A 25,616-nucleotide genomic window follows, 5' to 3' on the forward strand; every position below is an offset into this window, starting at 1 on the left:
ATAAAACAGCTATCTATGACTTATAACTCGGGACGTCCTAGCTACCAGCGTGGTGCCAACCTGCAAGCGATGGGATTCTATAAATCATGGCCATTTCCATCTTTCATATAAGGCTTTACTTGCTGCGTTAGAGAGCCACAAGTGTAGAAACAATCTAAAGCCACGCATTAACTAGCAACGCCCGCATCATAATGTTGCCCACTATAAGTAAAGAACTGTATGCGCAGCTTTAGTTAAAAAATAAGCTCTACGCAAGGTGCTACCCTGAGCGCGAGAACCCGTAAACATTTTTTATCCGCTGCGCAAAGTACCCCCCGACGGAAGATGCGGATATCAACTCTTGGTAGACATATTCAGGTACGTCGTAATATTCATATACCGCTCCACTTAGGAACTCAACCTCAAGAGTCTGCGAGGACTCATCATGGCCAACAGATGCAATATTCGAAGAGCTAACAGATACACGTTCCATAACGCCTCCTATTGTGCACTATCTTGATTTCTCCACGCTCTGACGAGCCTAGAGTAGTCCTCATTATTTCGTGCAGAGCTCCATTTCTCCCCAATTTGCGGATCCCCGCTATTTGGGTACTTCCCATCTGGCAAAACGTTAAATCTACACCGCGTTGGAAGCTGTGCTGCTTCTCCAACTATAATTGCCTCTCCTGTTCTAAGAATGGGGAGGGAGTCGACAATTCCAGCTAAGCCATCAGACATAGCGGCTTTGACTATGCCACGATCCGTCGAATTATTTATACGCAATGATATAATAGTTCCGCACTGAGACAAAATTGTCTCATCTATCTCTGACGGGCGCTGACTAACAATCATAGCACCAACACCAAACTTTCTACCTTCTTTCGCGATCCGTTGTACCATTTCTTTCGAGTGCCCGCTCTCTGACTTACCAAGATAACGGTGGGCTTCCTCAAGAACGACAAGAAGCGGGCGTTCACGCATTCCTTCAGTGACATTTCTCCCCCAGATTGCGGATTCAAAGATAATATCTAGTACCGCCCCTAAAAGAAGTGTCAGTCGCGCAGAGGGCATGCCTGACAAGTCAAATATGGTTATGGGCTTATCATGCCCAAGCCAATCATTCAGAAGGCCATCTAAATCTTTCTCAATTATCCCGTTACTATCTGGATTCCAATCACCGGGCTCTAACAAGAATGAATATTGTGTATCTAGCATCCTTGATTTCATTAAATCAAGCTGCCGCTTCATTGCCCCAGTTCCGCCCTTCTTTGGGAGCGCTGTACCAGCGCCAGGAGGGAGAAATTTAGGTGCTATCAGGTCAGTGAAATTCCCTTCTCCCCCGGGGACATACGCAGGAACAGTCATGGCCGAATCGTTATAGTTAACACTATCCTCATAACACAGGTCATACCATATCTTTTTTAACCTATACGGCAGTGGCGTATTACTCGTTATTTTGTCAGCATCTATATTGGGTATATCATTCTCGGCGACTCCAAGCTTCTTCTCCTCAACAGTCTTATCCATGAAAAGAGAACGTTGAGAATCGTTAGGACTATTGCAGAGAAACTCAACAAGTTTATCTGGCGAGATACACCAAAACGGAATATACAGCTGATTTTCGCCTGAGGGCATAATTGAAAAAGTCTTAGCGATGTCACTAAGGGCTGGGCCATACTCACCATGGATATCTATTAGCAAAACTCTAGCGGATGGTAAGGGCGAACCATCAGATTTGACCACCATCGAACGGAGAATGCTGGCCGTGCTGGTTGACTTCCCGGATCCTGTAGACCCAAGGATTGCGGAATGGCGAGCAACAAGCTTATCAAGATCCAAACTTACTTCAATGCCCTCCGAGCTGGACAAGCGACCGACTTGAAAGTGACTATTCACATTCTTTCGGAAAATTAATTTCAGATCACTTTCAACGACAAAATGAACATGATCGCCGATGCTTGGATACTCACTTATCCCCCTATCGAAGTTCCCTCCAATAGACTCTCCCACCAGCTCCACTTTTATCCATTTTCTATCTGAAGAAATTTTTGACTCAGCATCGACCGTCGATGTTTCACTAGACTCAGAGATCACTCCATAAAGTTGATTATATCCTAGCGGAATCTTTACGAAACTTCCTACTTGCCCGATTCGATAATTGCGTCCTTCTAGAACGACAATTCCAGACTCCACAGAGGCAGCTAGATCGACGGCCACCGAAGAGCTCGAAACCGCACTGACGACCCCAAGAAATGTTGGCTGGATATTTGTCATACCTCCTCCTCTTTCACTTCCTGAGATACGGGATGAACTGCATCTTGAGAAACGTCGCTACCAGCAGTTGCCAGAAAGCGAGCTAACCGAAGAAAGTCCCCGAGCAAGAATTTACTATCCTTATAGTATTCCGCTCGTATTTCATGCCAGTTCTTAGTTGGAGGAGTGCCGATTTTCCACTTTGCCTCCACCCCATTGATTACAGCGCCATCACTACAAAAAACACTTATCCCTGGACATTTGAGCGCCAACTCCTTTGCAGCCGATTCGTTTTCTAAATTATTAAATTGAAATGCAAATAGTGCCGCAGTTGGGTTAGCCATCAGACACTCAAGCAAGCGTGAGGAAATGTGGGCATCAGCGAAAGAAAATCCGGCGCTTAAAATTAATGTATCAGGTTCAAGGATGAAATTTTTCAGGCGCTCAAAAAGAGAAGAGAACGGAGCGGCTTGTGTTTGATCATATTTTATGTGCGATGGGTATACCATGTTAGCGTTTTTTGAATCTGGCACACGTACAACCTCACCCTTAGAATTTGTTTCCCAGCCAATTGAACCATGAAGTTTCCAAAGTCTTACCCAACGGGGCGGCAAATCATTTTTTGAAATACTTGAAGGATCAAAAAAAGCACTCTTGGATCCGCTAAAGCCATCAAAATAAGGTGTTTTAGCTCGCTCTAGTGCATTCTCTATCAAAAGATCATAGTTTGTTGTAAATATTTCAACAGCATATTTTCTGTTTATCCCGTTAATCCACGAAACAAGTTCTGAGTACGGATTTTTTCCTAGTGGCAAGTCTTGGGAAACCACATCCCTAATCGAATTGCATATTGCTTCAGATAATGCCGAAAAGTCTTTTTCCGTAAAATCAAAAAGCTTCCCTTCCCCGATTACCTCAGCAAGCATTCTGACACGCGAAAGAACCTTTTCTAAGTTTGAATCCGGAAATGATGATTTAATCTGATTGTAGACTTCACGTTGACTGTCAGTCAGATCTCCTAAGACGATTTTCTCTAGGCCGGCAATATTTGGTATCAGTGGCTTCCAATTTTCTGCGTCACCTACATTTATGCTGACAGGCGCCCCTGCACCAATCAATAACCCTATTTTCTTTCGTCCATTTGTAGCAAGCTGACGAAATCCAAACATGTGCTGATCGGGATTGTGCGAGGTATTTTCCATAATTTCACCTGTTACATTGAGTCGACGAATGCATATTGACAGCAGAAGTTCGCTTCCTTGGTTCTGCTAGGTAGCCTTTAAATCGGCAAATTTAGCTGCCATGGTTGGATTGCCGCGATTAAGCTTTTTGATCGTAACATCCTGCGCCTTGTCGTTCGCCAGACGAAGGTTTCGGTCAGTACCTAGCAGTGATTCTTTGGTTTTTTGAAGGTGCTCAATTGACTTATCAATTTCGCTTATTGCTATTTGGAATTTTCTTGAGGCCAAATCATAATTCTTTGCGAATGCTGATTTAAATGTCTCAAGCTCAGTTTCGAAATTTGTGATATCAATATTTTGAGCTTTCATAAGCGCAAGCTCAGACTTGTACTGCAGAGAGTTCACTGCAGCATTTCGCAGCAATGTAATTATTGGAATAAAGAACTGAGGCCTGACTATGTACATTTTTGGAAATCTATGGAAAACATCTACTATCCCCATATTATATAGCTCACTATCAGGTTCTAGGAGAGTAACCAGTACAGCGTACTCACACCCTTTCTCTATGCGATCTTTATCAAGCTCCTTCAGAAAGTCTTCATTCTTTTTTTTGGTCGTAGTTTGATCGCCCTCGTTTTTCATTTCGAACATAATAGAAACAATATCTGTTCCCGCTTCGTCCCAATCGCGAAAAACATAGTCCCCTTTACTTCCGGTTCGTGCGTCATTGTCCTTTTCAAAGTATGCTCTTGGAAAAGCTGTGGCTCGAATTCGATTAAACTCTGTTTCACAATGCTGCTCGAGAGTTTCACCAACCATCTTTGTAGATAAACGCACCTTCATGTCTCGGAGGCGCTCGATAGCGTCGTCACGGTCTTTGATCTGTGTTTCGTATTTATCTTTGAGCGATTTTTCTGCAAGCAATTTTTCTAGTTCGGCTTTCTCGAGACCACTTTGCAGTTTGTCCCGTTCTTTCTCGACAGAGCTGACGGCATCAGCTATCGCAAGCCTTTTTTCGATCTCTATACTCTCAATCTTGGTTTTTAATTCTTGAATTTTAGAGTCTTTTCCCGCTGTGGTCTTCTGCAACTCGTTTAGCAGTTTTGCCTCAGCTAACCTAGATGCGGATTCTTGTTCTAGGCGAGTTTGCTCAAGTTTAGAGGCAAGCGTATCTCGTTCTTTCTCTACAGCACTCAAAGCCTCACTGATGGCGAGTTTGCGTGCAAGCTCTTCAGAGTCAATCCTGGATTGTAATTCTTGAATTACTGAATCCTTGGCTGCTTCGGCCTTCTGCAATTCGCTAGCGGCCTTTGCTGTTGCTATTTCAACGGCATTCCGTTTTTCCTTGTCCGCTAACTCAAGTCGCGTATGCAATTGTTTTTCGAAGTCGTTGTCCCGAACCTGCTTGAGGATATCTGCGTATCCAGCCTCATCAATTTTGAAAGCCTTAGCACAATGCGGACAGATAATTTCGTGCATGTTTCGCCTCCGTGCAATTTTTATATTTCACAAAGTTCAACGTCTAGGTTTCAGTTTGGTCAGCGCACTTTGCTTACCTGTGTGCCTGCACATCTGCAAGACCGTTGCCAGCCCCTCTGCCCCCTAGCGACTCTAGCACATGGCCACGTGCCATCAAGGCGGACAAACCAAGGGTCTGCATTAGACTGGGGCCTCTACCAGTGCTTGGGTCAGTTTTTCTTAGAACCTAAGCTCGGTTTAACATTGCTCGCTACTCAGACTAAATGCTCATTGATTTTTTTGTTCAGCGATACGCCAACCGTTGGCCATCAGATTTTTTTCTGGGCCGAGCCCAGCTTAGTTCTGGCCACTAAGGACTATTCGAAGGTTCGTCTACTTTTAGCTCGTGCTCTACGCGCCGCTTTGCGGTTGAAGACCCATGACTTTTTTAAACGGCGAGCAAGCAGCCGCACCGTCAATCCGTAGTAATACCGTGTCCCCTCGCTCGAGCGGCTCATGCGATGCTCGAGAAACCAGTCCACATGCTTTCTCCGCCAAGCCCAAGGTGTCTCTCGTTGCCAGCGCTTCGCGATTTCAGCCTGCATGATCTTTGCCTGGCGCAAATGGCGTTTTCGCGTTGCCTGCGACCCGGTCAGAACGCCCGTCAAGAACAGCTCCATATCGAAGGGTTTACTCATTTCCACCCTCCAATATAGGCCGCGACCACATCGATCCGGCCGTGCCCCAGCTCGTAGCTGATTTGCCTTCGGGTCTCACGATCAAGACACCTATCTATCTGGCAACATTGTCCGCCATTGATAGGTGCGCGGTGTTGAGTGATGTGCTCATAGCGCTCACATGCATACGCCGCTCGTAAGTCATGGAAGCCTTTCAGGTTGTGTACATGCAGGATGTGCCACGCTGGGCGAATGAATTCTTGCAGAACATTCAGATAGCTTTCGTGTGGCGCAATCAGGTTGCGGCTACCTGTAGGCGACACCTGCCCTGCAAACCCAAGCGCACCTCGAACATGGTCGTCCACCTCAATCCATCGTGGCGCCGAGGCGCCGGCGCGGCCGCCTTTGGTGCCATCCTGAATGTTGATCCTGCCTAGTTCCTTAGCCTCACGGCTTAGCCGTGGCAGGTCAGCCAAGATGGCCTCACGCAAGCGCATGCCGGTGGCTCGCGCCAACAGAACGATCGCGGCGGCCCGGAGCTGATGTCGGCTGCAAAGCGCATCGGCGATCTGCTTAACCTGTTCGCGGTTTTGGCCCTGCGGCACTGACTGGCGAACCCCTCTGCGCTGCATACCCAACGCCTTGCTCGGACTTGACAACTTCACACACTGATCGCTGCGAAGCGCCACCATGGTCCTGTTAACGCTGGATAGGCGGTTTTGTGCGGTACTGACAGCAAGGTCACCGCGCCTAACCACGTCGCGCAGATACGCCGCATAGTCCGCCAACACCTTCCGATCAATCTGCCGCGCATCATTGATACCCGGCCCCTGTTCTGAGCGGCACCACTTCACGAATGCCTGCCACCGATCACAGTGTGCCTTCACCGTGCCGTAGTGGCCGCCGCCGAACATGTCTTTCAACGCCTGCGGCCCTGCATAGCTCAGTTGCCTGCCGTAGCCGAAATTGCGGCCATCGCGTCTGCCCACCAATGCCATGTTGGTCACCTCATCTTCCGATCTCCGATCCTCGCCCCACGTCATCCCGCCAAGAATGCTGAGTGTTATCAGGGATCAAGGCCCCTGCGACCTGTGGGGAATGTCCACTACGCGGGACTGTCGGCTCCTTACGTCCGGGAGCAAGGGCATCTCATGATCTGGCCTCCTGAGCACCGTTACCGGTGGGCGGGTGGAGGCTGCATTGGCTGACGAGACCAGTGCCGCGAGATCCTGAGCCAGGTGCAAGCAGCAATGCGATGACCGGGGCATGCCTGACTGTCAGTCAGGTGTAGTCCATTCCTTGGTATGCGGCACCATCATCTACATGGCTGTTGCTGGTGACATCGGCGTTTGTCACGCCGATTGTCACGAGGGAAGTTACCGTAGAGCCCTGTTCAAGTCGGTCTGGAGGACTGATAGATACGCCAGTGCCGTTTCGGAATAAATACACGGGCGTAGCGGATAACTTTGATGTCTGGAGTGGATGGCACGGGCTTCGCCCGTGTTCGCGGGCAAGCCCGCTCCCACAGGAGTTCGCGCCAGCTTTTGAAAATTGAGCAAGACAGTTGCTCTCACCTTTAGAGCCGGGCTGCATGCGAGGGCGATACAGGTTCTGGTGGTGGGGTGGGTTGCGGCGCAGGTCTGGGATTTCGGCGACATTGCATAAATTGTCGGGGCCGCTTAGCGGCCCTTTCGCGACGCAAGGCCGCTCCCACATGGTTCTCACCTGATGTCTGAGTGCTCAGCTTGCTAGTGGCTCTGCAAGGCCACCCTTTCTGGGTCGCCCTCTGATGTTCATTGAGGCTGTAGTCGCAGCGATTCTTTAGTTTCCGAATTCACCATCCTTCAGGTCAGAACCCAGTCGAATCATCGGCCGTATGGTGGGGCCTATCGACTGTCCCTACGTCAGTGAGCGCCAGCTTCACTGCTGCCAGATTCGGGGGGCCGATTACTGGCAAGCCATGCCCGAAAACGCACAATTGCAGTCCTCGGGGTTCATCCTCGGAGATTTGGCCTGGAGGGTCAAACCATCCGCTTTGGCAGATTGTTGCTGCGGGTGACCAGGTAATGCTGGAGATTGCAGCGGGAGGCACATCTCAGGGTTTATCGAGTGGCTCGGGTATGAAACCTTGGCCTCTCAACGCCTTGATCACACCCCGTATCAGGTAATTGTTCGAGAACCCGATCGTGTACTGCCTGGAGCCTGGGCTAACTGGTATCAACATGCCCTGCTCCACCAGGTTCTTGATCTGGTAGGTCCGCTGGCCCGCAGTAAGCTTGGGAACCGCCCGTGCGATGTCGCCAGACTTCACCACTTTCATGCTTATCGCACAGTCCAGAATCTGCTCTTCGACTGCGGTGATCCATTCCCGGCTGCGCGCATAGCTCACGGCAGGGGACAAGATCGATTTTGTCAGGTAGCCATACTGGGTAAGCCTGTCCACCTTTTCCAGCTCATCCCGAATGCCCTCCAGCACATAAATGCACCACGCCTCCAGCCCGGCTGCGGTGCCGGTATCGGCCATCCCCAACATGGCGTAATACTTCTCGCGGTCGTTGCAGAACACGGCAGTTGGGTTCAGCACCCTGCCGCCCACGTTCACGTTGAAACCGTATTTCATCAGCAACGCATACGTGAGCAGCCTTACCACCCGGCCGTTGCCATTGCCGAACGGGTGAATCCAGCCGAACCGATGGTGTGCAAGGGCAACCTTCATCAATGCATACTTCGGCGAATCCTCACGGTTGATGAAGCTGACCAGCTCCTGCATGTACTGCGGCACCAGCAGCCCCTCAGGCGGAAGGTGATCCGACTGCGAAATACGCACCGACCCTTCGCGGTAGGCGCCAGGTGTGCGGTCCCCTTCGCGCCGCAAATCGACCACGGTCATGGCGTGCAACTCGCGGATCATGTGCTCGGTCAGGTCTACACCGGGCTGCATCACCTGTTCGATGTAATCCATCGCCTTCTCGATGTTGGCAACCTCCAGCAACTGATCGGTGCTTTCAGCAGTGCCCTCGACTTTGCTGTCGATGTAGTCCGCCAGTGTGGTGTGGTTACCCTCGATTCGGGCAGACCCCAAGCTCTCCAGCGTGTGGAAGATATCCTTGAGCTGGAAGAAAACCGGTGCCGGGGTATCGCCTTCCAGCCTTAGCCTGCGCAGGAACTCAAGCTCGCTCAGCACGTCGACCAGGGGCGAGTCGAAGGATGGGTTCAGCAACTGGAGATCGTGGTGAGAAAACTGCGGCATCTATGAATTATCTCTAAGCGGCTTTCAGACTATCTCTAATTTTCGTGCTTAATAGCCCGAAATCATTGGGTTTAAGGCTTATCGAAGAAAAGCATTATCTCGAAAGCCGCGCAACCTTAAGTTGAAAAGGCACATCGATAAGTCGAATAGGCACGGAGTTGAGCGTGACAGGGTGTGGGGGCCTGGCAGCCTGGGGAATTGGGGCTGCTTCGCAGCCCATCGCCGGCAAGCGCGGCTCCCACAGAGGGGATCACGTGCTGTTGGACGACTGGGATAATCCGGGAGTACAGGGGCGTTTGATGCCCGGGGCCTGATTACGGGAGGTGGCAATCAGGTCTTTGAATGGTGCCGGAGACAGGAATCGAACCTGCGACCTTCGCGTTACGAGTGCGCTGCTCTACCGACTGAGCTACACCGGCGTGTAGCGCAACGTACCACTGCTCACACCCGCAACGCAAACCCCTGTTTCCACTAGTGTAATCCCCTACCCTCAGGCCCCCTTGCACCCCTTGGGCGCCAGGTCTTCCTCAATATCGGTAGTACACGCCCACCCGCTGGTCGAGCGCGTCAGGGTCAGTGCCTTGCCCACCACATTGGCCGGCGCGTCCACCAGCGTGCACGCAATGCTGGCGGTGCCATCCGCCGCCTTGCCGCTCGCGGTAATCGCACAATGCGTCGTCTTCGGCTGGCCACCCAGCGCAGCCACATCCGCCACGTCTTTCCCGTCGTTCAACCGCAAATCCATCGCCGTCTTCAGCGCGCTGATCTCCAGCAACCCGGCCGCGGCCTTCGCGCGGGCCTGGTGGTTGGTGTACATCGGTAAGGCGATGGTGGTCAGAATGCCGATGATCGCGATGGCGATCATCAGTTCGATCAGGGTGATACCGCGTTGCCCTTTCATGAACGTATTTCCCTTGTGTGTTCGCTTACGCATTGAGGTCGGTCGCGCCCCAAGCGGCAGCGGCGCAGTAGGCCTGAACAGACACCTTTTGTCACCCCTGCCCGCTTGGGCGTCATCTTCGCTGAACTACTCTAGTGAGCATCACGGACGTACGCCCCTGCATGGACGCGGCAAGCTGTTTCCAGGCTTGTCGTACGGGCACAAAAAGGACCTTTGCATGACCTCATCCACACACCTTTACAGTTGGCGCGGCACTGACGCCAACGGCACGCCGGTCAGTGGCCAAACACCTGGGCGCAGCCCGGCTTATGTGCGTGCGGGGCTGATCCGCCAGGGCATCACGGTGGCCAGTTTGCGCCCGGCCAGTGGGCTGAAACTCAGCCTGCCAAAGCAGCGGGCGAAGGCTGACCCGGCCGGGTTCAGCAGGCAATTGGCGACCTTGCTCAAGGCCGGGGTGCCGTTGTTGCAGGCGTTCGAGGTGATGGGGCGCAGTGGCTGCGACGCGGCGCAGGCGGCGTTGCTGCAAAGATTGAAACAGGATGTGGCTTCGGGCCTGGGGCTGGCCGACGCGTTGCAGCGCCACCCGGCGTGGTTCTATGCGTTGTACTGCAACCTGGTGCGGGTGGGCGAGCAGTCTGGCACGCTTGATCGGCAGCTGGAGCAACTGGCGGGCATGCTGGAAAACCGGCGGGCGCTGCACAAGAAGGTGCGCAAGGCGATGATCTACCCGCTGCTGCTGTTGCTTACCGGGTTGGGGGTGTCAGCGATATTGTTGCTGGAGGTTATCCCCAAATTCGAGAGCATGTTCTCGGGCCTGGGCGCTGCGTTGCCAGCCTTTACCCAGTGGGTGATCGACTTGTCCACAGGGCTCAGTCGGTTTGCGCCGCTGTTGCTGGTAATGGGGGTGGTGCTAGGTTTTGCCGTGCGCCAGCTTTACCGGCAGCATGCGCCAGCACGGCTGTGGATATCTCGACGCGTGCTGGCATTACCTGTATTCGGCAAGTTGCTGGGGCAAGCGGCACTGGCGCGGTTCGCACGCAGCCTGGCAACGGCCTACGGGGCCGGGGTGCCGTTGCTTGATGCATTGGGTACGGTGGCTGGTGTAACCGGGGGCGACCTGCATGAGCAGGCGGTGTTGCGCTTGCGCCAAGGTATGGCCAATGGGCAGGGGCTGAACGTGGCGATGGCGGCTGAGCCGCTGTTTCCGCCGCTGCTGGTGCAGCTGACCGCCATCGGTGAATCCAGCGGCACACTGGAGCAGATGCTGGAAAAGGCCGCCAGCCATTACGAGGAACAGGTCAGCCAGGCGCTGGACCAGTTGACCAGCCTGCTGGAGCCGGCCATCGTGCTGATCCTGGGCGTGCTGGTCGGTGGCCTGGTGGTGGCGATGTACCTGCCGATCTTCCAGTTGGGTAGTTTGATCTGAACATGACTTTATGGACTTTGCTGGCTGAGCAGCCGGCGTACTTCCTCACCCTGGCCACGCTGCTAGGCCTGCTGGTGGGCAGTTTTCTCAATGTGTTGGTGTATCGGCTGCCGATCATGCTGGATCGGCAGTGGCAGCGTGAGGCCCAAGAGGTACTGGGGCTGCCGGTTGCGCAACATGAACGGTTCGACCTGTGCCTGCCTGCCTCCCGCTGCCCGCAGTGTGCGCATCAGATTCGCCCCTGGGAGAATATTCCAGTCATTAGTTACCTGGCGTTGCGAGGCCGCTGTTCATCCTGCAAAACCCGTATCAGCCCGCGCTACCCGGTGGTCGAAGTCGCCAGCGCGCTGCTGTCGCTGGTGGTGGCGTGGCGCTTTGGCGCTTCGGCCGAGGCCTTGCTGGCACTCCCGCTTACCTGGTGCCTACTGGCGCTGAGCCTGATCGATGCCGAGCACCAGCTGTTACCGGATGTGCTAGTGCTGCCGATGCTGTGGCTGGGGCTGATCGTGAACGCCTTCGGCCTTTATGTGCCGTTGACCGACGCGCTGTGGGGCGCGGTGGCCGGGTATCTCAGCCTGTGGTCGGTGTACTGGGTGTTCAAGCTGGTCACCGGCAAGGAAGGCATGGGCTATGGCGACTTCAAGCTGATGGCGCTGATCGGGGCCTGGGGTGGCTGGCAGGTGTTGCCGTTGACGCTGCTGTTGTCGTCGGTGGTGGGGGCGCTGGTTGGCCTGTGCCTGCTGCGTTTGCGTCGGCATGCCATGGGCACTGCGATGCCATTCGGGCCTTATCTGGCGATTGCGGGGTGGATTGCTGTGCTCTGGGGTGATGAAATAGTCGCCTCTTACATGCAACTGCTTGGATACTGATGGCCACTGCAGCCTTTACCCCGTGGATTCTCGGCCTCACCGGCGGCATTGGTAGCGGCAAGAGCGCCGCTGCCGAGCGTTTCGTCGAGCTTGGCGTGCACCTGGTCGACGCCGACCAGGCAGCGCGGTGGGTGGTTGAGCCTGGCCGCCCGGCCTTGGCCAGCATCGTCGAGCGTTTCGGCCCTGGCGTGCTGCAGGCGGACGGCCAGCTCGACCGCGCCGCCCTGCGCCAGCTGATCTTCGCCGACCCGGCGCAGCGCAAATGGCTGGAGCAACTGCTGCACCCGCTGATCGGGCAGGAGATTTTCAGCTACCTGGCCAAGGCACAGTCGCCGTATGCGGTATATGTGTCGCCGTTGCTGATCGAATCGGGGCAATACCATAAGACCCAGCGCGTGCTGGTGATCGATGCGCCGCAGGAGCTGCAAATAGCCCGTACCCTGGCGCGGGACAACACCAGTGCCGAGCAGGTGCAGGCCATTTTGCAGGCCCAGTTGGCCCGTGATGAGCGCCTGCGCCATGCCGATGATGTGGTGGTCAATGACGGCGACCTGGCCGCGCTGCATCAGCAGATTGACCGCCTGCACCACTTTTACCTGACATTGAAAGGAGGCCAGCCATGAGCCAGCCATTGACCGTCGACTGCCCGACTTGTGGCGCACCTGTGGAATGGAGCGAAAAAAGCGCGTTCCGGCCGTTTTGTTCAGACCGCTGCAAGCTGATCGACCTGGGGGCCTGGGCGGCTGAAGAACACAAGATTCCGGGGGCTGAAGAGTCTGAGGATGAGCTGTATTCGGGGGACCTGGAGCCGCGGCATTAAGCGGGTTTCAAGGTGGCTGTGCAGGCCTCTTCGCGGGCACGCCCGCTCCCACAGGTACTGCATGGCGTTCAGTTTGCGCACTTTCCTGTGGGAGCGGGCGTGCCCGCGAAGAGGCCTGCACAGCCACCCAGACTTCAACGCTCATCCTCCTTCCACGGCGCCTGCAAATACCGCGTGCGGTTGAAGGTTTCCAGCCACTCCGGGCAAAACACCACCAGCGCACTGATCACCATGCCGTTGATGAACGCCTCGGGGAACATCATCAGCCACAGGTAACCGACAAAGTCGCTGAGCCACTCCGGCATGGCAAAGCGCCCATCCAGCCACAGCAACCCTAGCGCCGCAGGCACGCAAACCAACACGGTCAGTGCTGCGGGGAAGAACCCCGAACAGAAGATATAAACGAACAGGTTCCGGGGCTGCGCCCGTTCGACCACTATCGCGCACACCTCGGTAACCAGCACCGGCAAGCCCACCAGCAACAAGCCATTCACCCCTAGCGCCGCCAGGTCCTGCCGCCCCAATGCCAGCAAACCGAGCTGGGCCATGAACCCACCCAGCACCGCCAATGGCCAGTCCAGCAACAGGGTAACCGCCGTCATGCCGATAAAGTGGTACGACACCCCGGTATCGAAATCACGCCTGACCAACCACAGCGCAAACAGGCAAAACACGGTGCCAAACAACAGGTGCTGGCGGCGGCGGTCGGTAAACAGCTCAACCCAGCGCACGCGACTGACCGCCCAGACCAACAGCGGCACATAACCCAGCCAGCCAAGGGTAAGGGTGGTGCCGGACAACACCTGCGCGCTGATCACCTGAACAATACCCCTTGCGGCCATGTGGGTTAAATCAAGTCTATACCCATTCTGCCGTTGCTTCGGCTGCGTCAGGCTGGCGCCCTCGTACGATGCAGGAAGCAGTAATGGCCGGTGCTGGCTGATTCCCACGCTTGAGCAGCATCTTACCGTCATCGATTAGCGGCTAAGCTTCTTGGCATGGATGACTCAGACTACCTGCGCCTGCTTACCATCCAGGCCGAACAAGCCAATGCCTTTCTCTCCAACGCCCGCAAGTGGGAACGGGAGCGTTGGGTGTGCCAGCGCCTTTTGCAGGGGTTGAACATTCCCTATCGCAGCGAAGACTTCACCCCGGCCGGGCAAGAGCCGCCAGACGTGTTGTTCCGCGACGCAGCGTTCGAGGTGTTTTTTGTGCTGGACGAGGGCCGCCGGCTCAACGATGAATGGCGCGAAGAGTTGCAGCGCCGGCGCAGTGCGTTTTCCCTGGCGCAACTGGTGCGCCGCGAAGCGCGCCCACGGCGCATCAGTGCCACCGAGCTGCTGGGGCGCCTGGCGCCGACCTTGCGCAAAAAGGCACACAACTACCGGGAGCGCGGGCTGGAGCTGAATGAACTGGACATCATCGCCTTTTCCAGCCTGAAGCGCGAAGTGCTCGACCTCAACACCCATTTCCCCCCGCCCACCGAATACCTGCGCCAGGGCTGGCGGTCGTTGTCGCTGGTGGGGCCGACCTTTGCCCGGGTGCTGTTTGCCCACCCCGACGCGCCAGACTTTCTGCGCGGCAACCTGGGGCGCAGCATTGTATTTGATGTAGGTATCAGTCTTTGATCCACTGCACCGAGTGTTTGCGATGGCGTACACTCGGCGCCAGGGATGGAAAGCATTATCATTTGTTTCAAGCCCTTGCGCGAACGCTGTAGCGTTTGCGCAGTCACAGACGTCTACCTGACGAGGCCCCACCATGACCAGCCGCCTGAATCCTGAAGATCAGCGTCGTGTCGATGAGTATCTGCGAGCCCCCCAGCACCAGGTCGAGCGCAGGCCATTCCGGCCGTGGCTGCTCCTTGCGCTGGTGGTGGCCGTAACCATCGGGTTGGGTCTTGTCAGCCGCCTGCTGAGTGGACTGGTGCTATGAGCTGCTTCGCGCTCGCCCTCCCCTCGTGCAGTTTGCGGCCGGCCCTATGGGCCACGAATTCCGTAAACCTTATGAGATATCCCCATGACTCATCGCATCGTGATTGTCGGCGGCGGCGCCGGCGGCCTGGAACTGGCGACCCGCCTGGGTAAAAGCCTGGGCAAGCGCAAGCAGGCCGAAATCACCCTGGTCGACGCCAACCTCACGCACATCTGGAAGCCCCTGCTGCACGAAGTGGCTGCCGGCTCGCTGAACTCCTCGGAAGACGAACTGAACTACGTGGCCCAGGCCAAGTGGAACCACTTCAATTTCCAGCTGGGGCGCATGAGCGGCCTGGACCGTGAAGGCAAGCAGATCCAGCTGGCCGCCACCCTCGATGAAGAGGGCCGTGAGCTGCTGCCAGCACGTACCTTGGGCTACGACACCCTGGTCATTGCCGTGGGCTCCAACACCAACGACTTCGGTACCTTGGGCGCGGCGCAGCACTGCCTGTTCCTGGACACCCGCAAGCAGGCCGAGCGTTTCCACCAGCAGCTGCTGAACCACTACCTGCGCGCCCATGCCGGCGACGTGGCCAGTGAAAAAATCAGCGTCGCCATCGTCGGCGCCGGTGCCACCGGTGTGGAACTGGCGGCCGAACTGCACCACGCCGCACACGAGCTGGCAGCCTATGGCCTGGACCGCATCCAGCCCAAGGACATGCACATCACTATCATCGAGGCGGGCCCTCGCGTGCTGCCAGCACTGCCAGAGCGCATCAGCGTGCCGGTGCACAAGACCCTGGAAAAACTCGGCGTGAAGGTGATGACCAACGCTGCAGTCAGTGAAGTGACCGAGGATGGCCTGAAAACCAAGGATGGTGAAGTGATCCAGGCCAGCCTGAAAGTGTGGGCGGCCGGTATTCGCGCGCCGGGTTTCCTGAAGGACATCGATGGCCTGGAAACCAACCGCATCAACCAGCTGGTCGTGCGCCCTACCCTGCAGACCACCCGCGATGAAAACATCTTCGCCTTTGGCGATTGCGCCGCTTGCCCGCAACCTGGCAGCGACCGCAGCGTGCCGCCGCGCGCCCAGGCCGCGCACCAGCAGGCTTCGATGCTGGCGCAAAGCCTGAAGGCGCGGCTGGAGAACAAGGCGCTGCCGACCTACGAGTACAAGGACTACGGCTCGCTGGTGTCGCTGTCGCGCTTCTCGGCGGTGGGCAACCTGATGGGTAACCTGATGGGCAGCGTGAAGCTGGAAGGCTGGCTGGCGCGGATGTTCTACGTGTCGCTGTACCGCATGCACCAGATGGCGTTGTACGGGTTCTTCCGCACGGCGTTGATGATGCTGGGCAGCAAGATTGGCCGGGGTACCGAGCCGCGCCTGAAGTTGCACTGACAGGCAAGAAGGCTTCACCTGTGGGAGCGGGCGTGCCCGCGAACACGGGCGAAGCCCGTGCCAGGCACTGCGTGGCCTTCTTCGCGGGCTTGCCCGCTCCCACAGGGTATTGTGGGTAGCCGAATGCGAGAAACCTGGGCCATCTTTCCCGAGGCAAAGAAAAAGGGCATCTCATGCGAGATGCCCTTTGTTCATGGTGGGTCGTGTAGGATTCGAACCTACGACCAATTGGTTAAAAGCCAACTGCTCTACCAACTGAGCTAACGACCCAAAAATGGTCGGGGTGAGGGGATTCGAACTCCTGACATCCTGCTCCCAAAGCAGGCGCGCTACCGGACTGCGCTACACCCCGGGTCTTTCAAAAAAAAGGGCATCTCAACTGGAGATGCCCTTTTCTACATGGTGGGTCGTGTAGGATTCGAACCTACGACCAATTGGTTAAAAGCCAACTGCTCTACCAACTGAGCTAACGACCCGGAAAATGGTCGGGGTGAGGGGATTCGAACTCCTGACATCCTGCTCCCAAAGCAGGCGCGCTACCGGACTGCGCTACACCCCGAGATGGCTCCGCGACCTGGACTCGAACCAGGGACCCAATGATTAACAGTCATTTGCTCTACCGACTGAGCTATCGCGGAACTGAACTTCGGTACTACTTTCCGATTTGCTACTCCGAAGACTGTGTTCGCTTCGGACTCTTTAGCTTCGCTGCTTTCGCGTTGTCGCTGCTGAGGCCGGCTATTCTACATTCTTCGTTTTGCTTGTCAACCACTTTTTTTCATTCAACTTACTGATTTGTAAGTTGTTTTGCGGTCACCGATATTGCTGGTGATTCGCTTAGTGCCTGACAACGCGGCGTATATTAGGGGCACTCGTTTTTTGATGCAAGCAAAAATTTCAAAAATTTCAGCGGGTTATCAAGATAGCCTGCAAAGGCCCGAATTTGCTGGGGCTGTGCCGGCCTCTTCGCGGGCTCGCCCGCTCCCACAGGTACGGTGTTGCCCTCGAAATGTGCACATATCCTGTGGGAGCGGGCATGCCCGCGAAGGGGCCAGTGCCGGCGAACAGGCAAAAAAAGCCCCGCAAATGCGGGGCTCAGGGTGAAGCAGCTCAGCCAAAGACGATTTCGTCGCCTTCCACCTTGGCGGTGATCGCCGAACCCGGCAGGAACCTGCCTGCCAGAATCAGCTGCGCCAGCGGGTTTTCGATCCAGCGCTGGATGGCCCGTTTCAGCGGCCGTGCGCCGTAAACCGGGTCGTAACCCACGGCAATCAGCTTGTCCAACGCCTCGGGGCTCAAGCTCAGCGACAGTTCGCGTTCCAGCAAACGGCTGCGCAGGCGGCCCAGCTGGATTTCGGTAATGCCGGCAATCTGCTCGCGGCCCAGTGGCTCGAACACCACCACTTCGTCGATACGGTTGATGAACTCCGGACGGAAGTGCGCACCCACAGCATCCATCACTGCCGCACGTTGCGCCTCGCGGTCACCCACCAGTTCCTGGATCTGCGCCGACCCCAGGTTGGAAGTCATCACGATCACGGTGTTGCGGAAGTCCACGGTGCGCCCGTGGCTGTCAGTCAGGCGGCCGTCTTCCAGCACCTGCAACAGCACGTTGAACACATCCGGGTGGGCCTTCTCCACCTCGTCCAGCAGCACCACCGAGTAAGGCTTGCGCCGTACGGCCTCGGTCAGGTAACCGCCCTCTTCATACCCTACATACCCTGGTGGGGCGCCGATCAGGCGAGCCACGGAGTGTTTCTCCATGAACTCGGACATGTCGATGCGCACCATCGCCTCTTCGGTGTCGAACAGGAACTCGGCCAGCGCCTTGCACAGCTCGGTCTTGCCCACGCCGGTCGGGCCGAGGAACAAGAACGAACCACTTGGCCGGTTCGGGTCCGACAGCCCGGCACGCGAGCGGCGCACGGCGTTGGCTACGGCGGTTACCGCCTCGCCCTGGCCGATCACGCGCTGGTGCAGCAGCTCTTCCATCTTCAGCAGTTTTTCGCGCTCGCCTTCAAGCATCTTGGCCACGGGGATGCCGGTCCACTTCGACACCACTTCGGCAATTTCTTCCTCGGTCACCTTGTTGCGCAGCAACTGGTTGTCGGTCTTGCCGTGCTGGTCGACCATCTGCAGGCTGCGCTCCAGGTCCGGGATTACCCCGTACTGCAGCTCGGCCATGCGGCTCAGGTCGCCTTTGCGACGGGCAGCTTCCAGCTCCTGACGGGCCTGCTCGATCTTTTGCTGGATCTGCGCAGAGCCCTGCACTTCGGCCTTTTCCGAGGCCCAGATCTCTTCCAGGTCGGAATACTCACGCTCCAGCCGCTCGATTTCCTCGGTCAGCTTCTCAAGGCGTTTTTTAGCCGCTTCGTCTTCTTCTTTCTTCAGCGCCTGCGACTCCACCTTCAACTGGATCAGGCGACGATCAAGGCGGTCCAGCACCTCGGGCTTGGAGTCGATCTCCATGCGGATGCGGCTGGCCGCTTCGTCGATCAGGTCAATCGCCTTGTCCGGCAACTGGCGGTCGGTGATGTAACGGTGGCTGAGCTTGGCCGCAGCGATAATGGCGCCGTCGGTGATGGCCACCTTGTGGTGCACTTCATAGCGCTCTTTCAGGCCACGCAGGATGGCGATGGTGTCTTCTTCGCTCGGCTCTTCTACCAGCACTTTCTGGAAGCGGCGCTCCAGGGCGGCGTCCTTCTCGATGAACTGGCGGTACTCGTTCAGCGTGGTGGCACCCACACAGTGCAGTTCACCGCGGGCCAGGGCCGGCTTGAGCATGTTGCCGGCGTCCATGGCGCCCTCGCCTTTGCCGGCGCCGACCATGGTGTGCAGTTCGTCGATGAACAGGATGATCTGGCCTTCCTGCTTGGACAATTCGTTCAGCAGCGACTTCAGGCGCTCTTCGAACTCGCCACGGTACTTGGCACCGGCAATCAGCGCACCCATGTCCAGCGCCAGCAGGCGCTTGCCCTTGAGGCCATCGGGCACTTCACCATTGATGATGCGCTGGGCCAGGCCTTCGGCGATGGCGGTTTTACCCACGCCAGGTTCGCCGATCAGCACCGGGTTGTTCTTGGTACGGCGTTGCAGCACCTGCACGGTACGGCGGATTTCGTCGTCACGGCCGATCACCGGGTCCAGCTTGCCCTCTTCGGCACGCTTGGTCAGGTCGACGGTGTATTTGTCCAGGGCCTGGCGCGATTCTTCGGCGTTGGCGTCATTCACTGCCGCACCGCCACGCAGGTTGTTGATGGCGTTTTCCAGGGCCTTCTTGGTCACGCCCTGGCTCAGCAGCAGTTTGCCGAGCTTGCTGTTTTCGTCCATGGCGGCCAGCACTACCAGTTCGCTGGAAATGAACTGGTCGCCCTTCTGCTGGGCCAGTCGGTCGGCCTGGTTAAGCAGGCGCGCCAAGTCCTGCGACATGTTCACGTCGCCGGTGGGGTTCTGGATTTTTGGCAGCTGGTCGAGTTCTTTCACCAGTGCCTGGCGCAGGCTGTTGATGTCGAAGCCTACCTGCATCAGCAGCGGCTTGATCGAACCGCCCTGCTGTTCAAGCAGTGCCTGCAGCAGGTGCACGGGCTCGATGGCAGGGTGGTCCATGCCTACGGCCAGGGATTGAGCATCGGATATTGCAAGTTGCAGCTTGCTGGTCAAACGGTCTATTCGCATGGTGTACCTTCCTTTAAAGGGCAGGTCGGAGCGATGGACAGCGCCTGTTTATAAAGAAACCTGCCTGAGATGACCTTATAGATAAGGCTGATTCTGGAAGATTCAAGCGTAGCGGGGTTGACCGGGGTCAACCTGCTGGATTGGCGGGGGGGCCGTTCGCGGGCATGCCCGCTCCCACAGAATCGTCACAGGCCCTGAGAGCGATGCAGTACCTGTGGGAGCGGGCGAGCCCGCGAAAGGGCCGGTACAGGCTAGCGAGGATCCAGCCACACCAGGGAAGCAAACCGCCCACCCTGCGGGGTACGGCGATAGGAGAAGAACCGCTCATCGCTGACCGTGCACAAGCCACCGCCATAAACAGCCGTCACCCCACGCGCCGCCAGGCGAATGCGCGCCAGCTCATAGATATCAGCCACCAGCTTGCCCGGCCGCTCACCTTCGACAAAGGCCCGAGCCGCTTCAGGGTGCACTGCCGTAAAGGCATCACGCACCTCCAGCCCTACTTCGAAAGCCTGCGGGCCAATGGCCGGGCCCAGCCACACCAGCACCTCTTCCGGCGGCAGCGCCAGGCGGTCCAGCGTGGCTTCCAGCACGCCACCGGCCAACCCGCGCCAGCCGGCATGCGCCGCTGCCACACGCGTGCCCGCCCGGTCGCAGAACAGCGCAGGCAGGCAATCGGCAGTCATTACGGTGCAGGCAATGCCCGGCTGGTCGGTCCAGCTGGCGTCGGCCTCGGCCACCACGGCCGGGTCGGCATCGGCCACTACCAGCCCATGCACCTGCTTGAGCCAGGCCGGCTGGATGTCGAATTCGCTGCTCAGTCGTAGACGGTTCTCGGCCACTGCTGCGGGGTCATCCCCCACATGATCGCCAAGGTTGAAGGTTTGGTAGGGCGGCAGGCTTACGCCGCCCTGACGGGTGGTGACGCAGGCGCGAACCGAGGCCGGGGCCGGCCAGTCGGGGAACAGCAGCGACTGCGTCAGGCCGCTCATCCGATAAAGCTCTCGCGGTCTTCGTTCAGCAGCGTCAGCAGCCAGAGGAAGTCATCCGGCAGTGGCGACTCCCACTTCATGACTTCACCGGTAATCGGGTGGGCCAACGCAAGGAAACGCGCGTGCAGTGCCTGGCGAGGGAAGGTCTTCACCGCCTCGACCATGGTTGGGCTGGCAGCCGGTGGAATGCGGAAGCGCCCACCGTACGTCTGGTCGCCGACCAGCGGGAAACCAACATGGGCCATGTGCACGCGAATCTGGTGGGTACGGCCGGTTTCCAGCTTGACCCGCACGTGCGTGTGCGAGCGGAAGCGCTTGAGGACGCGGTAATGGCTGACCGCCGGTTTGCCGCCGTCGGTAACGGCCATGCGCTGGCGCATGCCGCCGTGGCGCCCGATCGGTGCATCGATCTTGCCACCGGAGGTCACCACGCCAATCACGATGCACTCGTAGATGCGGCTGACCTTGCGGGCTTGCATTTGCTCAACCAGCTTGGTCTGCGCCTGCAAGGTCTTGGCCACTACCATCAGGCCCGTGGTGTCTTTATCCAGGCGATGAACGATACCGGCACGCGGTACGTTGATGATGTCTGGCACGTGGTGCAGCAGCGCATTGAGCAGGGTACCGCTGGCATGGCCGGCGGCCGGGTGTACAACCAGGCCTGCTGGCTTGTTGATCACCAGGATATGCTCGTCTTCGTAGACGATATCCAGCTCGATGTCTTCTGCGATCCACTCGCCCTGGGCCTCTTGTTCGGCCTGCAGAGCCAGGACAGAGCCACCATAGACGGTATCGCGAGGGCGCACGACGGCGCCATCGACCGTCAGGCGGCCTTCTTTGATCCACGTAGTAAGCCGCGAACGCGAGTACTCGGCGAACAATTGGGCGGCGACCTGGTCGAGGCGTTGACCGCCCAGATCGGACGGTACCTCTGCGCTAAGTTGAATGATCTCGGACATGCTCGATTCGGCGGGCGCACAGCCTTTGGTTTCGGCTGCTAGCTTGTGGTTAAATACGGCTTCTTTTGTCCCGGGGTTGGCCGGGGCGCTCATCATAACAGGACGGCACCGCCCAAGACAGCGGCCGTCAAAGGGACGCAAGCCGCCATGCAAGTGAAACACCTGCTGCTGATCGCCATCCTCGGGCTTACCGCGGCCTGTTCCTCCAATAAAGAGGTCATTGACGAGAACCTCAGCGAAGCCGAGCTGTACCAGCAGGCGCAAGCTGACCTGGACAACTCCAGCTACACCAGCGCCGTGAACAAGCTCAAGGCCCTGGAGTCGCGCTACCCGTTCGGCCGCTATGCCGACCAGGCCCAGCTCGAGCTGATCTACGCCAACTACAAGAACTCCGAGCCCGAGGCTGCCAAGTCGGCTGCCGAGCGCTTCATCCGCCTGCACCCGCAGCACCCGAACGTCGACTACGCCTACTACCTCAAAGGCCTGACCTCGTTCGACCAGGACCGTGGCCTGCTGGCGCGCTTCCTGCCGCTGGACATGACCAAGCGTGACCCGGGTGCCGCCCGCGACTCGTACAACGAGTTCGCCCAGCTGACCAGCCGCTTCCCCACCAGCCGCTACGCGCCAGACGCCAAGCAGCGCATGATCTACCTGCGCAACCTGCTGGCCTCGTATGAAATCCACGTGGCCGACTACTACCTGAGCCGCCAGGCTTATGTGGCCGCCGCCAACCGTGGCCGCTACGTGGTCGAAAACTTCCAGGAAACCCCATCGGTCGGCGACGGCCTGGCGGTGATGGTCGAGTCGTACCAGAAGATGCACCTGGACGAACTGGCCGCCAGCAGCCTGGAAACCCTCAAGCTCAACTACCCGGACCACCCAAGCCTGGTCGATGGCGAGTTCCAGCCCAAGCAGACCGAGTCTGACGGCCGCGGCTGGCTGTCCAAGGCCACCCTGGGCCTGATCGAGACTGAAACCCCGCTGCCGCCGGGCGAAACCCGCGCCAACCAGGACGTGGTCAAGCAGTTCCAGGACGCGCGTGACGAGATGCCGCAAGAGCTGCTGCCGAAGGACGAGAACGGCGACCCGATCGTGCCGGAAGGCCCGAAAGAAGCCGAGAAAGACCGCTCGTGGTTCAGCTACATGACCTTTGGCATGTTTGACTGATACACAGCGGTAACTGAAAGGGAGGCCATGGGCCTCCCTTTTTTATTGGCCGCGCCCTAGACTGTCTGTTTCTTCAACCGACAAGCTGGACACCATGGTTCGCCTACTTTTCTGGATCGCCCTGATCGCCGCCGCGTTCTGGCTGTGGCGCAAGTTCAAAGTCAGCCAACAGTCACACCCCGAGGCAAAGCTGGATGCGCCGCTTCAGATGGTGCGCTGTGCTCATTGCGGCGTGCACCTGCCCAACGATCGGGCACTGCAGCAGGGTAATGAGTGGTATTGCAGCCAGGCGCACCTTCAGCAAGGCCCCGGCCGCCAAAACTGAACTTGTAAGAGCGACACGGTCTCTGTGGGAGCGGGCGTGCCCGCGAAACAGGCAACGCAGTGGATGGCACCGGCTTTGCCGGTGTTCGCGGGCGCGCCCGCTCCCACAGAGATTGCGCGAGCTCGAAGATTTTGAATAAGACAGCTTCTCCCACAGATGTACCTGCTTACTTATCCCTCCCCGACTCTTTCACACCAAATACGACCCCTCCCCCTCCTCCAGCATTGACCCACTCCACCAAAATTCGCTAAATCCTATTTATCCGCATAAATATGAAAAATAGCGAAATGCTCAAACCCAAACGCAAGCGCCAGAAGCTGTCCGATGTGATCGTCGAATCGGTCAAGCGCTCGATCGTTACCGAGGCGCTGCACCCTGGCGATCGCCTGCCCACCGAACGCGAACTGATGGAGCACTTCGAATGCTCCAAAGGCACCGCTCGCGAAGCGCTCAAGGCGCTGGAGGTCGAAGGCCTGGTTAGCACCCGCACCGGTCCGACCGGCGGTGCCTACCTCAATGAAGTGGGCACCGAGCCGGCCAGCCGCGCCCTGCGCAACTACCTGCACTTCCAGCACCTGGATGGCGAGCAGGTGTACCAACTGCGCAAAATCATCGAGGTAGAGCTGGCGGTGTCGGTCATGGGCAAGCTGAGCGAGGCCGACTACGCCGCGCTGCAGGCCAACATCGACTTCTGCAGCGCGCCGGAGGACAGCGAAGAAGGCCAGCGTGAACAACGCCTGGCCGAGCTGGAGTTCCACACCCTGCTGGCCGACCGTTGCCCCAACCCGCTGCTGCGTTTCATGGCGATCTTCCTCAATGACCTGCTGCGCGACCTGGTGGTGCTGAAAAAGGCCTACCTGCCCAAGCGCCAGCAATTCGCGGCCGCCAACATCGAGTACCACAAGCAATTGCTGACCGCCTTGCGCGCCAGCGACGAACCCGCCGTACGCCGGCTTATGCACGAACACATGTGCGACGCCGAGCACCACATGACCGCGCTGGAAGGCGAGGTTGCCCGCAACTTCCTGCTGGAGTTCGACCACCACCACTGATACGCCTGGAAAGAGGCCTGCACACAGGCCCTGCCGTACCCGCTTTGTCATTGCCACTCCTGCCTAATAACCACAACCAAGGAGTTACTCATGCAAAGACGTACCCTGCTCAAGGCAGGCCTTGCCCTGGGTGCCTTAGGTAGCCTCCCCTTGGGGGCGCACCGGGCATTCGCCGACCAACCATTGACCTTCTATGGCCTCAAGTCCATGTCGGGCGCCTTCGCCAGCTACGGCAAGTACGCCGACATGGGCTCGCGCCTGGCCATTGCCGAGTACCCACAACTGCTCGGCCAGCCGCTCAAGTACAAAGTCATCGACACCGAAGGCAACGCCGGCAAGGCCGTGCGCAAGGTGCAGGAAGCCATCGGCCAGGATGGTGCTCGCTTCTTCCAGGGCTGCACCTTGTCGTCCTCGGCACTGGCGGTGTCGAAGGAAATCCACAAGGCCGGTGGCGTGTTCATGACCCCGGTCGGCGCCGACGAAATCACCGGCAAGGACTGCAACGCCTCGACCTTCCGCTGGTCGGTGCCCACTTACGGCGCCATCCGCGAAACCCTGGTGCCGATGATCCGCCAGCTGCCCCAGGCCAAGCGCTGGTACACCATTACCCCGCAATATGTGTTCGGCGATGCCCTGCTGGACAACGCACGCAAGGTGTTCGCCGAGATGGGCGTGGAACACATCGGCAACAGCTACCACTCGCTGCAGGAGCAGGAGTTTTCCGGCTACCTGACCAACGCCATCGCCGCCAAACCTGACGTGCTGGTGCTGCTCAACTTCGGCAGCCAGGCATCCAATGCCCTGCGCCAGGCGGTCAACTTTGGCATCAAGGACCGCATGAAAGTGCTGATGGTGTGGTCAGCCGGCCTCGATCAGTTCCAGGAGCTGGGCAGTGACGTACTCGAAGGCGTTTACCTGGGCGCGCAGTACTGGCACCAGGTCGATACCCCGCTGAACAAACAACTGGTTGCTGCCACCCGCAAAGCCTACGGCATCAACCCTAACTACCCGCTGGCTGCCGACTACATCGGCACCAAGGTCATGCTTGAGGCCATCGTCAAGGCCGGTAGCCTGGATGGCGCCGCCGTGTCTGCGGCGTTGCAGGGCATGCGCTTCCAGGGCCCGACCGGTGAAGAGCTGATCCGCCCGGGCGACCACCAGGTGCTCAAGGATTACTACCTGTTGCGCGGCAAGCCCCAGGGGCAGATGCGCGACGAGGACGACCTGGCCGAAGTCATCAGCTCGGGCCGTTCGTTCGTAGAGGTCGACCACACCGGTTGCGCCCTGGCCTGAAGCCGCGGCGTTAGTCACACACAC

23 protein-coding genes and 6 tRNA genes are annotated in these 25,616 nt (G+C 57.7%); 11 read left to right on the forward strand and 18 right to left on the reverse strand.

Annotation, left to right across the window (positions count from 1 at the left end; genetic code table 11):
• Window positions 1-259: 259 nt before the first annotated feature.
• The 9 genes from ACFY9W_RS17280 to ACFY9W_RS17320 all read right to left on the reverse strand — a co-directional run bounded on the left by ACFY9W_RS17280 (window position 260) and on the right by ACFY9W_RS17320 (window position 9,699).
• Window positions 260-472, reverse strand: a complete 213-nt coding sequence (locus tag ACFY9W_RS17280) for a KTSC domain-containing protein (RefSeq protein WP_391132339.1) — start codon at window positions 470-472, stop codon at window positions 260-262.
• An 8-nt stretch (window positions 473-480) separates the two neighbouring features.
• Entirely contained in the window at window positions 481-2,253 is a 1,773-nt protein-coding gene (locus tag ACFY9W_RS17285; protein ID WP_391132341.1) for a helicase HerA domain-containing protein, read from the reverse strand.
• A complete protein-coding gene (locus ACFY9W_RS17290) occupies window positions 2,250-3,434 on the reverse strand; it encodes an SIR2 family protein (RefSeq protein ID WP_391132343.1) in 1,185 nt (394 codons plus the stop codon). Before ACFY9W_RS17290 ends, ACFY9W_RS17285 begins: the two co-directional genes overlap by 4 nt.
• Before the next feature lie 66 nt (window positions 3,435-3,500).
• On the reverse strand, window positions 3,501-4,892 hold the full coding sequence (locus ACFY9W_RS17295; protein ID WP_391132345.1) for a DUF2130 domain-containing protein: 1,392 nt from the start codon (window positions 4,890-4,892) through the stop codon (window positions 3,501-3,503).
• 356 nt (window positions 4,893-5,248) lie between these two features.
• A complete protein-coding gene (locus tag ACFY9W_RS17300) occupies window positions 5,249-5,569 on the reverse strand; it encodes a hypothetical protein (RefSeq protein ID WP_391132347.1) in 321 nt (106 codons plus the stop codon).
• Window positions 5,566-6,546, reverse strand: coding sequence for an integrase domain-containing protein (locus ACFY9W_RS17305; protein ID WP_391132349.1), 981 nt, complete (start codon window positions 6,544-6,546; stop codon window positions 5,566-5,568). Before ACFY9W_RS17305 ends, ACFY9W_RS17300 begins: the two co-directional genes overlap by 4 nt.
• Before the next feature lie 1,097 nt (window positions 6,547-7,643).
• Window positions 7,644-8,798, reverse strand: coding sequence for a Fic family protein (locus tag ACFY9W_RS17310; protein WP_391132351.1), 1,155 nt, complete (start codon window positions 8,796-8,798; stop codon window positions 7,644-7,646).
• Between the two features lie 343 nt (window positions 8,799-9,141).
• Window positions 9,142-9,217: transfer RNA gene (locus tag ACFY9W_RS17315), tRNA-Thr, on the reverse strand.
• Window positions 9,218-9,288: 71 nt separating this feature from the next.
• Window positions 9,289-9,699, reverse strand: coding sequence for a pilin (locus ACFY9W_RS17320; RefSeq protein WP_391132353.1), 411 nt, complete (start codon window positions 9,697-9,699; stop codon window positions 9,289-9,291).
• A 217-nt stretch (window positions 9,700-9,916) separates the two neighbouring features.
• Between ACFY9W_RS17320 and ACFY9W_RS17325 the strand changes: the two genes are divergently transcribed.
• Genes ACFY9W_RS17325 through yacG form a run of 4 tightly spaced genes read left to right on the forward strand, consistent with a single transcriptional unit; the run spans window position 9,917 to window position 12,814 of the window.
• Entirely contained in the window at window positions 9,917-11,125 is a 1,209-nt protein-coding gene (locus ACFY9W_RS17325) for a type II secretion system F family protein (RefSeq protein WP_391132355.1), read from the forward strand.
• Between the two features lie 2 nt (window positions 11,126-11,127).
• Window positions 11,128-11,994 (forward strand): prepilin peptidase, encoded by an 867-nt coding sequence (locus ACFY9W_RS17330; RefSeq protein ID WP_391132357.1) that lies wholly within the window; start codon window positions 11,128-11,130, stop codon window positions 11,992-11,994.
• Window positions 11,994-12,617, forward strand: a complete 624-nt coding sequence (coaE, locus tag ACFY9W_RS17335; RefSeq protein ID WP_391132359.1) for a dephospho-CoA kinase — start codon at window positions 11,994-11,996, stop codon at window positions 12,615-12,617. The genes ACFY9W_RS17330 and coaE overlap by 1 nt, the downstream gene beginning before the upstream one ends.
• Window positions 12,614-12,814: a DNA gyrase inhibitor YacG gene (gene yacG / locus ACFY9W_RS17340; protein ID WP_391132361.1), complete on the forward strand. Its 201-nt coding sequence runs from the start codon at window positions 12,614-12,616 to the stop codon at window positions 12,812-12,814. The genes coaE and yacG overlap by 4 nt, the downstream gene beginning before the upstream one ends.
• 134 nt (window positions 12,815-12,948) lie before the next feature.
• On the opposite strand, the gene ACFY9W_RS17345 is transcribed toward yacG, so the two are convergent.
• Window positions 12,949-13,656: an energy-coupling factor ABC transporter permease gene (locus ACFY9W_RS17345; RefSeq protein WP_391132363.1), complete on the reverse strand. Its 708-nt coding sequence runs from the start codon at window positions 13,654-13,656 to the stop codon at window positions 12,949-12,951.
• Window positions 13,657-13,812: 156 nt separating this feature from the next.
• On the opposite strand from ACFY9W_RS17345, the gene ACFY9W_RS17350 reads away from it, so the two are divergent.
• The 3 genes from ACFY9W_RS17350 to ACFY9W_RS17360 all read left to right on the forward strand — a co-directional run bounded on the left by ACFY9W_RS17350 (window position 13,813) and on the right by ACFY9W_RS17360 (window position 16,129).
• Window positions 13,813-14,442 (forward strand): DUF1780 domain-containing protein, encoded by a 630-nt coding sequence (locus ACFY9W_RS17350; RefSeq protein ID WP_003247546.1) that lies wholly within the window; start codon window positions 13,813-13,815, stop codon window positions 14,440-14,442.
• Between the two features lie 133 nt (window positions 14,443-14,575).
• Window positions 14,576-14,749 carry a DUF3094 family protein gene (locus ACFY9W_RS17355; protein ID WP_391132366.1) on the forward strand — a complete coding sequence of 58 codons (174 nt, stop codon included), beginning with the start codon at window positions 14,576-14,578 and terminating at the stop codon, window positions 14,747-14,749.
• Window positions 14,750-14,833: 84 nt separating this feature from the next.
• On the forward strand, window positions 14,834-16,129 hold the full coding sequence (locus tag ACFY9W_RS17360) for an FAD-dependent oxidoreductase (RefSeq protein ID WP_391132368.1): 1,296 nt from the start codon (window positions 14,834-14,836) through the stop codon (window positions 16,127-16,129).
• Between the two features lie 194 nt (window positions 16,130-16,323).
• On the opposite strand, the gene ACFY9W_RS17365 is transcribed toward ACFY9W_RS17360, so the two are convergent.
• The 8 genes from ACFY9W_RS17365 to rluD form a co-directional block, all read right to left on the reverse strand.
• A tRNA-Lys gene (locus ACFY9W_RS17365) sits at window positions 16,324-16,399 on the reverse strand.
• Between the two features lie 5 nt (window positions 16,400-16,404).
• Window positions 16,405-16,481, reverse strand: a tRNA-Pro gene (locus ACFY9W_RS17370).
• Between the two features lie 48 nt (window positions 16,482-16,529).
• Window positions 16,530-16,605: transfer RNA gene (locus tag ACFY9W_RS17375), tRNA-Lys, on the reverse strand.
• Window positions 16,606-16,611: 6 nt separating this feature from the next.
• Window positions 16,612-16,688, reverse strand: a tRNA-Pro gene (locus ACFY9W_RS17380).
• A gap of 3 nt (window positions 16,689-16,691) precedes the next feature.
• A tRNA-Asn gene (locus ACFY9W_RS17385) sits at window positions 16,692-16,767 on the reverse strand.
• Window positions 16,768-17,239: 472 nt separating this feature from the next.
• Complete coding sequence (clpB, locus tag ACFY9W_RS17390) at window positions 17,240-19,804, reverse strand: ATP-dependent chaperone ClpB (RefSeq protein WP_391132370.1); 2,565 nt, start codon at window positions 19,802-19,804, stop codon at window positions 17,240-17,242.
• Between the two features lie 251 nt (window positions 19,805-20,055).
• On the reverse strand, window positions 20,056-20,796 hold the full coding sequence (gene pgeF / locus ACFY9W_RS17395; RefSeq protein ID WP_391132372.1) for a peptidoglycan editing factor PgeF: 741 nt from the start codon (window positions 20,794-20,796) through the stop codon (window positions 20,056-20,058).
• A complete protein-coding gene (gene rluD / locus ACFY9W_RS17400; RefSeq protein ID WP_391132375.1) occupies window positions 20,793-21,755 on the reverse strand; it encodes a 23S rRNA pseudouridine(1911/1915/1917) synthase RluD in 963 nt (320 codons plus the stop codon). Before rluD ends, pgeF begins: the two co-directional genes overlap by 4 nt.
• A 147-nt stretch (window positions 21,756-21,902) precedes the next feature.
• Between rluD and ACFY9W_RS17405 the strand changes: the two genes are divergently transcribed.
• The 4 genes from ACFY9W_RS17405 to ACFY9W_RS17420 all read left to right on the forward strand — a co-directional run bounded on the left by ACFY9W_RS17405 (window position 21,903) and on the right by ACFY9W_RS17420 (window position 25,592).
• Entirely contained in the window at window positions 21,903-22,922 is a 1,020-nt protein-coding gene (locus tag ACFY9W_RS17405; RefSeq protein ID WP_391132377.1) for an outer membrane protein assembly factor BamD, read from the forward strand.
• Between the two features lie 94 nt (window positions 22,923-23,016).
• Window positions 23,017-23,247 carry a PP0621 family protein gene (locus ACFY9W_RS17410; RefSeq protein WP_300026203.1) on the forward strand — a complete coding sequence of 77 codons (231 nt, stop codon included), beginning with the start codon at window positions 23,017-23,019 and terminating at the stop codon, window positions 23,245-23,247.
• 287 nt (window positions 23,248-23,534) lie between these two features.
• On the forward strand, window positions 23,535-24,299 hold the full coding sequence (locus ACFY9W_RS17415) for an FCD domain-containing protein (RefSeq protein WP_391132379.1): 765 nt from the start codon (window positions 23,535-23,537) through the stop codon (window positions 24,297-24,299).
• A gap of 90 nt (window positions 24,300-24,389) precedes the next feature.
• On the forward strand, window positions 24,390-25,592 hold the full coding sequence (locus ACFY9W_RS17420) for an ABC transporter substrate-binding protein (RefSeq protein WP_391132381.1): 1,203 nt from the start codon (window positions 24,390-24,392) through the stop codon (window positions 25,590-25,592).
• The last annotated feature ends 24 nt before the right edge of the window (window positions 25,593-25,616 follow it).

It is taken from the genome of Pseudomonas sp. NPDC008258, from assembly GCF_042956345.1.
Classification (GTDB): domain Bacteria; phylum Pseudomonadota; class Gammaproteobacteria; order Pseudomonadales; family Pseudomonadaceae; genus Aquipseudomonas.

Excerpts from the sequence above, each read along its gene's own strand:
- coaE (WP_391132359.1), top strand. The coding sequence starts at position 11,994 with ATGGCCACTGCAGCCTTTACCCCGTGGATTCTCGGCCTCACCGGCGGC.
- ACFY9W_RS17280 (WP_391132339.1), bottom strand. The coding sequence starts at position 472 with ATGGAACGTGTATCTGTTAGCTCTTCGAATATTGCATCTGTTGGCCAT.
- yacG (WP_391132361.1), top strand. The coding sequence starts at position 12,614 with ATGAGCCAGCCATTGACCGTCGACTGCCCGACTTGTGGCGCACCTGTG.
- clpB (WP_391132370.1), bottom strand. The coding sequence starts at position 19,804 with ATGCGAATAGACCGTTTGACCAGCAAGCTGCAACTTGCAATATCCGAT.
- ACFY9W_RS17405 (WP_391132377.1), top strand. The coding sequence starts at position 21,903 with ATGCAAGTGAAACACCTGCTGCTGATCGCCATCCTCGGGCTTACCGCG.
- ACFY9W_RS17305 (WP_391132349.1), bottom strand. The coding sequence starts at position 6,546 with ATGGCATTGGTGGGCAGACGCGATGGCCGCAATTTCGGCTACGGCAGG.
- ACFY9W_RS17300 (WP_391132347.1), bottom strand. The coding sequence starts at position 5,569 with ATGAGTAAACCCTTCGATATGGAGCTGTTCTTGACGGGCGTTCTGACC.
- ACFY9W_RS17415 (WP_391132379.1), top strand. The coding sequence starts at position 23,535 with ATGCTCAAACCCAAACGCAAGCGCCAGAAGCTGTCCGATGTGATCGTC.
- ACFY9W_RS17295 (WP_391132345.1), bottom strand. The coding sequence starts at position 4,892 with ATGCACGAAATTATCTGTCCGCATTGTGCTAAGGCTTTCAAAATTGAT.
- pgeF (WP_391132372.1), bottom strand. The coding sequence starts at position 20,796 with ATGAGCGGCCTGACGCAGTCGCTGCTGTTCCCCGACTGGCCGGCCCCG.
- ACFY9W_RS17350 (WP_003247546.1), top strand. The coding sequence starts at position 13,813 with ATGGATGACTCAGACTACCTGCGCCTGCTTACCATCCAGGCCGAACAA.
- ACFY9W_RS17345 (WP_391132363.1), bottom strand. The coding sequence starts at position 13,656 with ATGGCCGCAAGGGGTATTGTTCAGGTGATCAGCGCGCAGGTGTTGTCC.
- ACFY9W_RS17330 (WP_391132357.1), top strand. The coding sequence starts at position 11,128 with ATGACTTTATGGACTTTGCTGGCTGAGCAGCCGGCGTACTTCCTCACC.
- rluD (WP_391132375.1), bottom strand. The coding sequence starts at position 21,755 with ATGTCCGAGATCATTCAACTTAGCGCAGAGGTACCGTCCGATCTGGGC.
- ACFY9W_RS17420 (WP_391132381.1), top strand. The coding sequence starts at position 24,390 with ATGCAAAGACGTACCCTGCTCAAGGCAGGCCTTGCCCTGGGTGCCTTA.
- ACFY9W_RS17290 (WP_391132343.1), bottom strand. The coding sequence starts at position 3,434 with ATGGAAAATACCTCGCACAATCCCGATCAGCACATGTTTGGATTTCGT.
- ACFY9W_RS17310 (WP_391132351.1), bottom strand. The coding sequence starts at position 8,798 with ATGCCGCAGTTTTCTCACCACGATCTCCAGTTGCTGAACCCATCCTTC.
- ACFY9W_RS17320 (WP_391132353.1), bottom strand. The coding sequence starts at position 9,699 with ATGAAAGGGCAACGCGGTATCACCCTGATCGAACTGATGATCGCCATC.
- ACFY9W_RS17410 (WP_300026203.1), top strand. The coding sequence starts at position 23,017 with ATGGTTCGCCTACTTTTCTGGATCGCCCTGATCGCCGCCGCGTTCTGG.
- ACFY9W_RS17355 (WP_391132366.1), top strand. The coding sequence starts at position 14,576 with ATGACCAGCCGCCTGAATCCTGAAGATCAGCGTCGTGTCGATGAGTAT.
- ACFY9W_RS17285 (WP_391132341.1), bottom strand. The coding sequence starts at position 2,253 with ATGACAAATATCCAGCCAACATTTCTTGGGGTCGTCAGTGCGGTTTCG.
- ACFY9W_RS17325 (WP_391132355.1), top strand. The coding sequence starts at position 9,917 with ATGACCTCATCCACACACCTTTACAGTTGGCGCGGCACTGACGCCAAC.
- ACFY9W_RS17360 (WP_391132368.1), top strand. The coding sequence starts at position 14,834 with ATGACTCATCGCATCGTGATTGTCGGCGGCGGCGCCGGCGGCCTGGAA.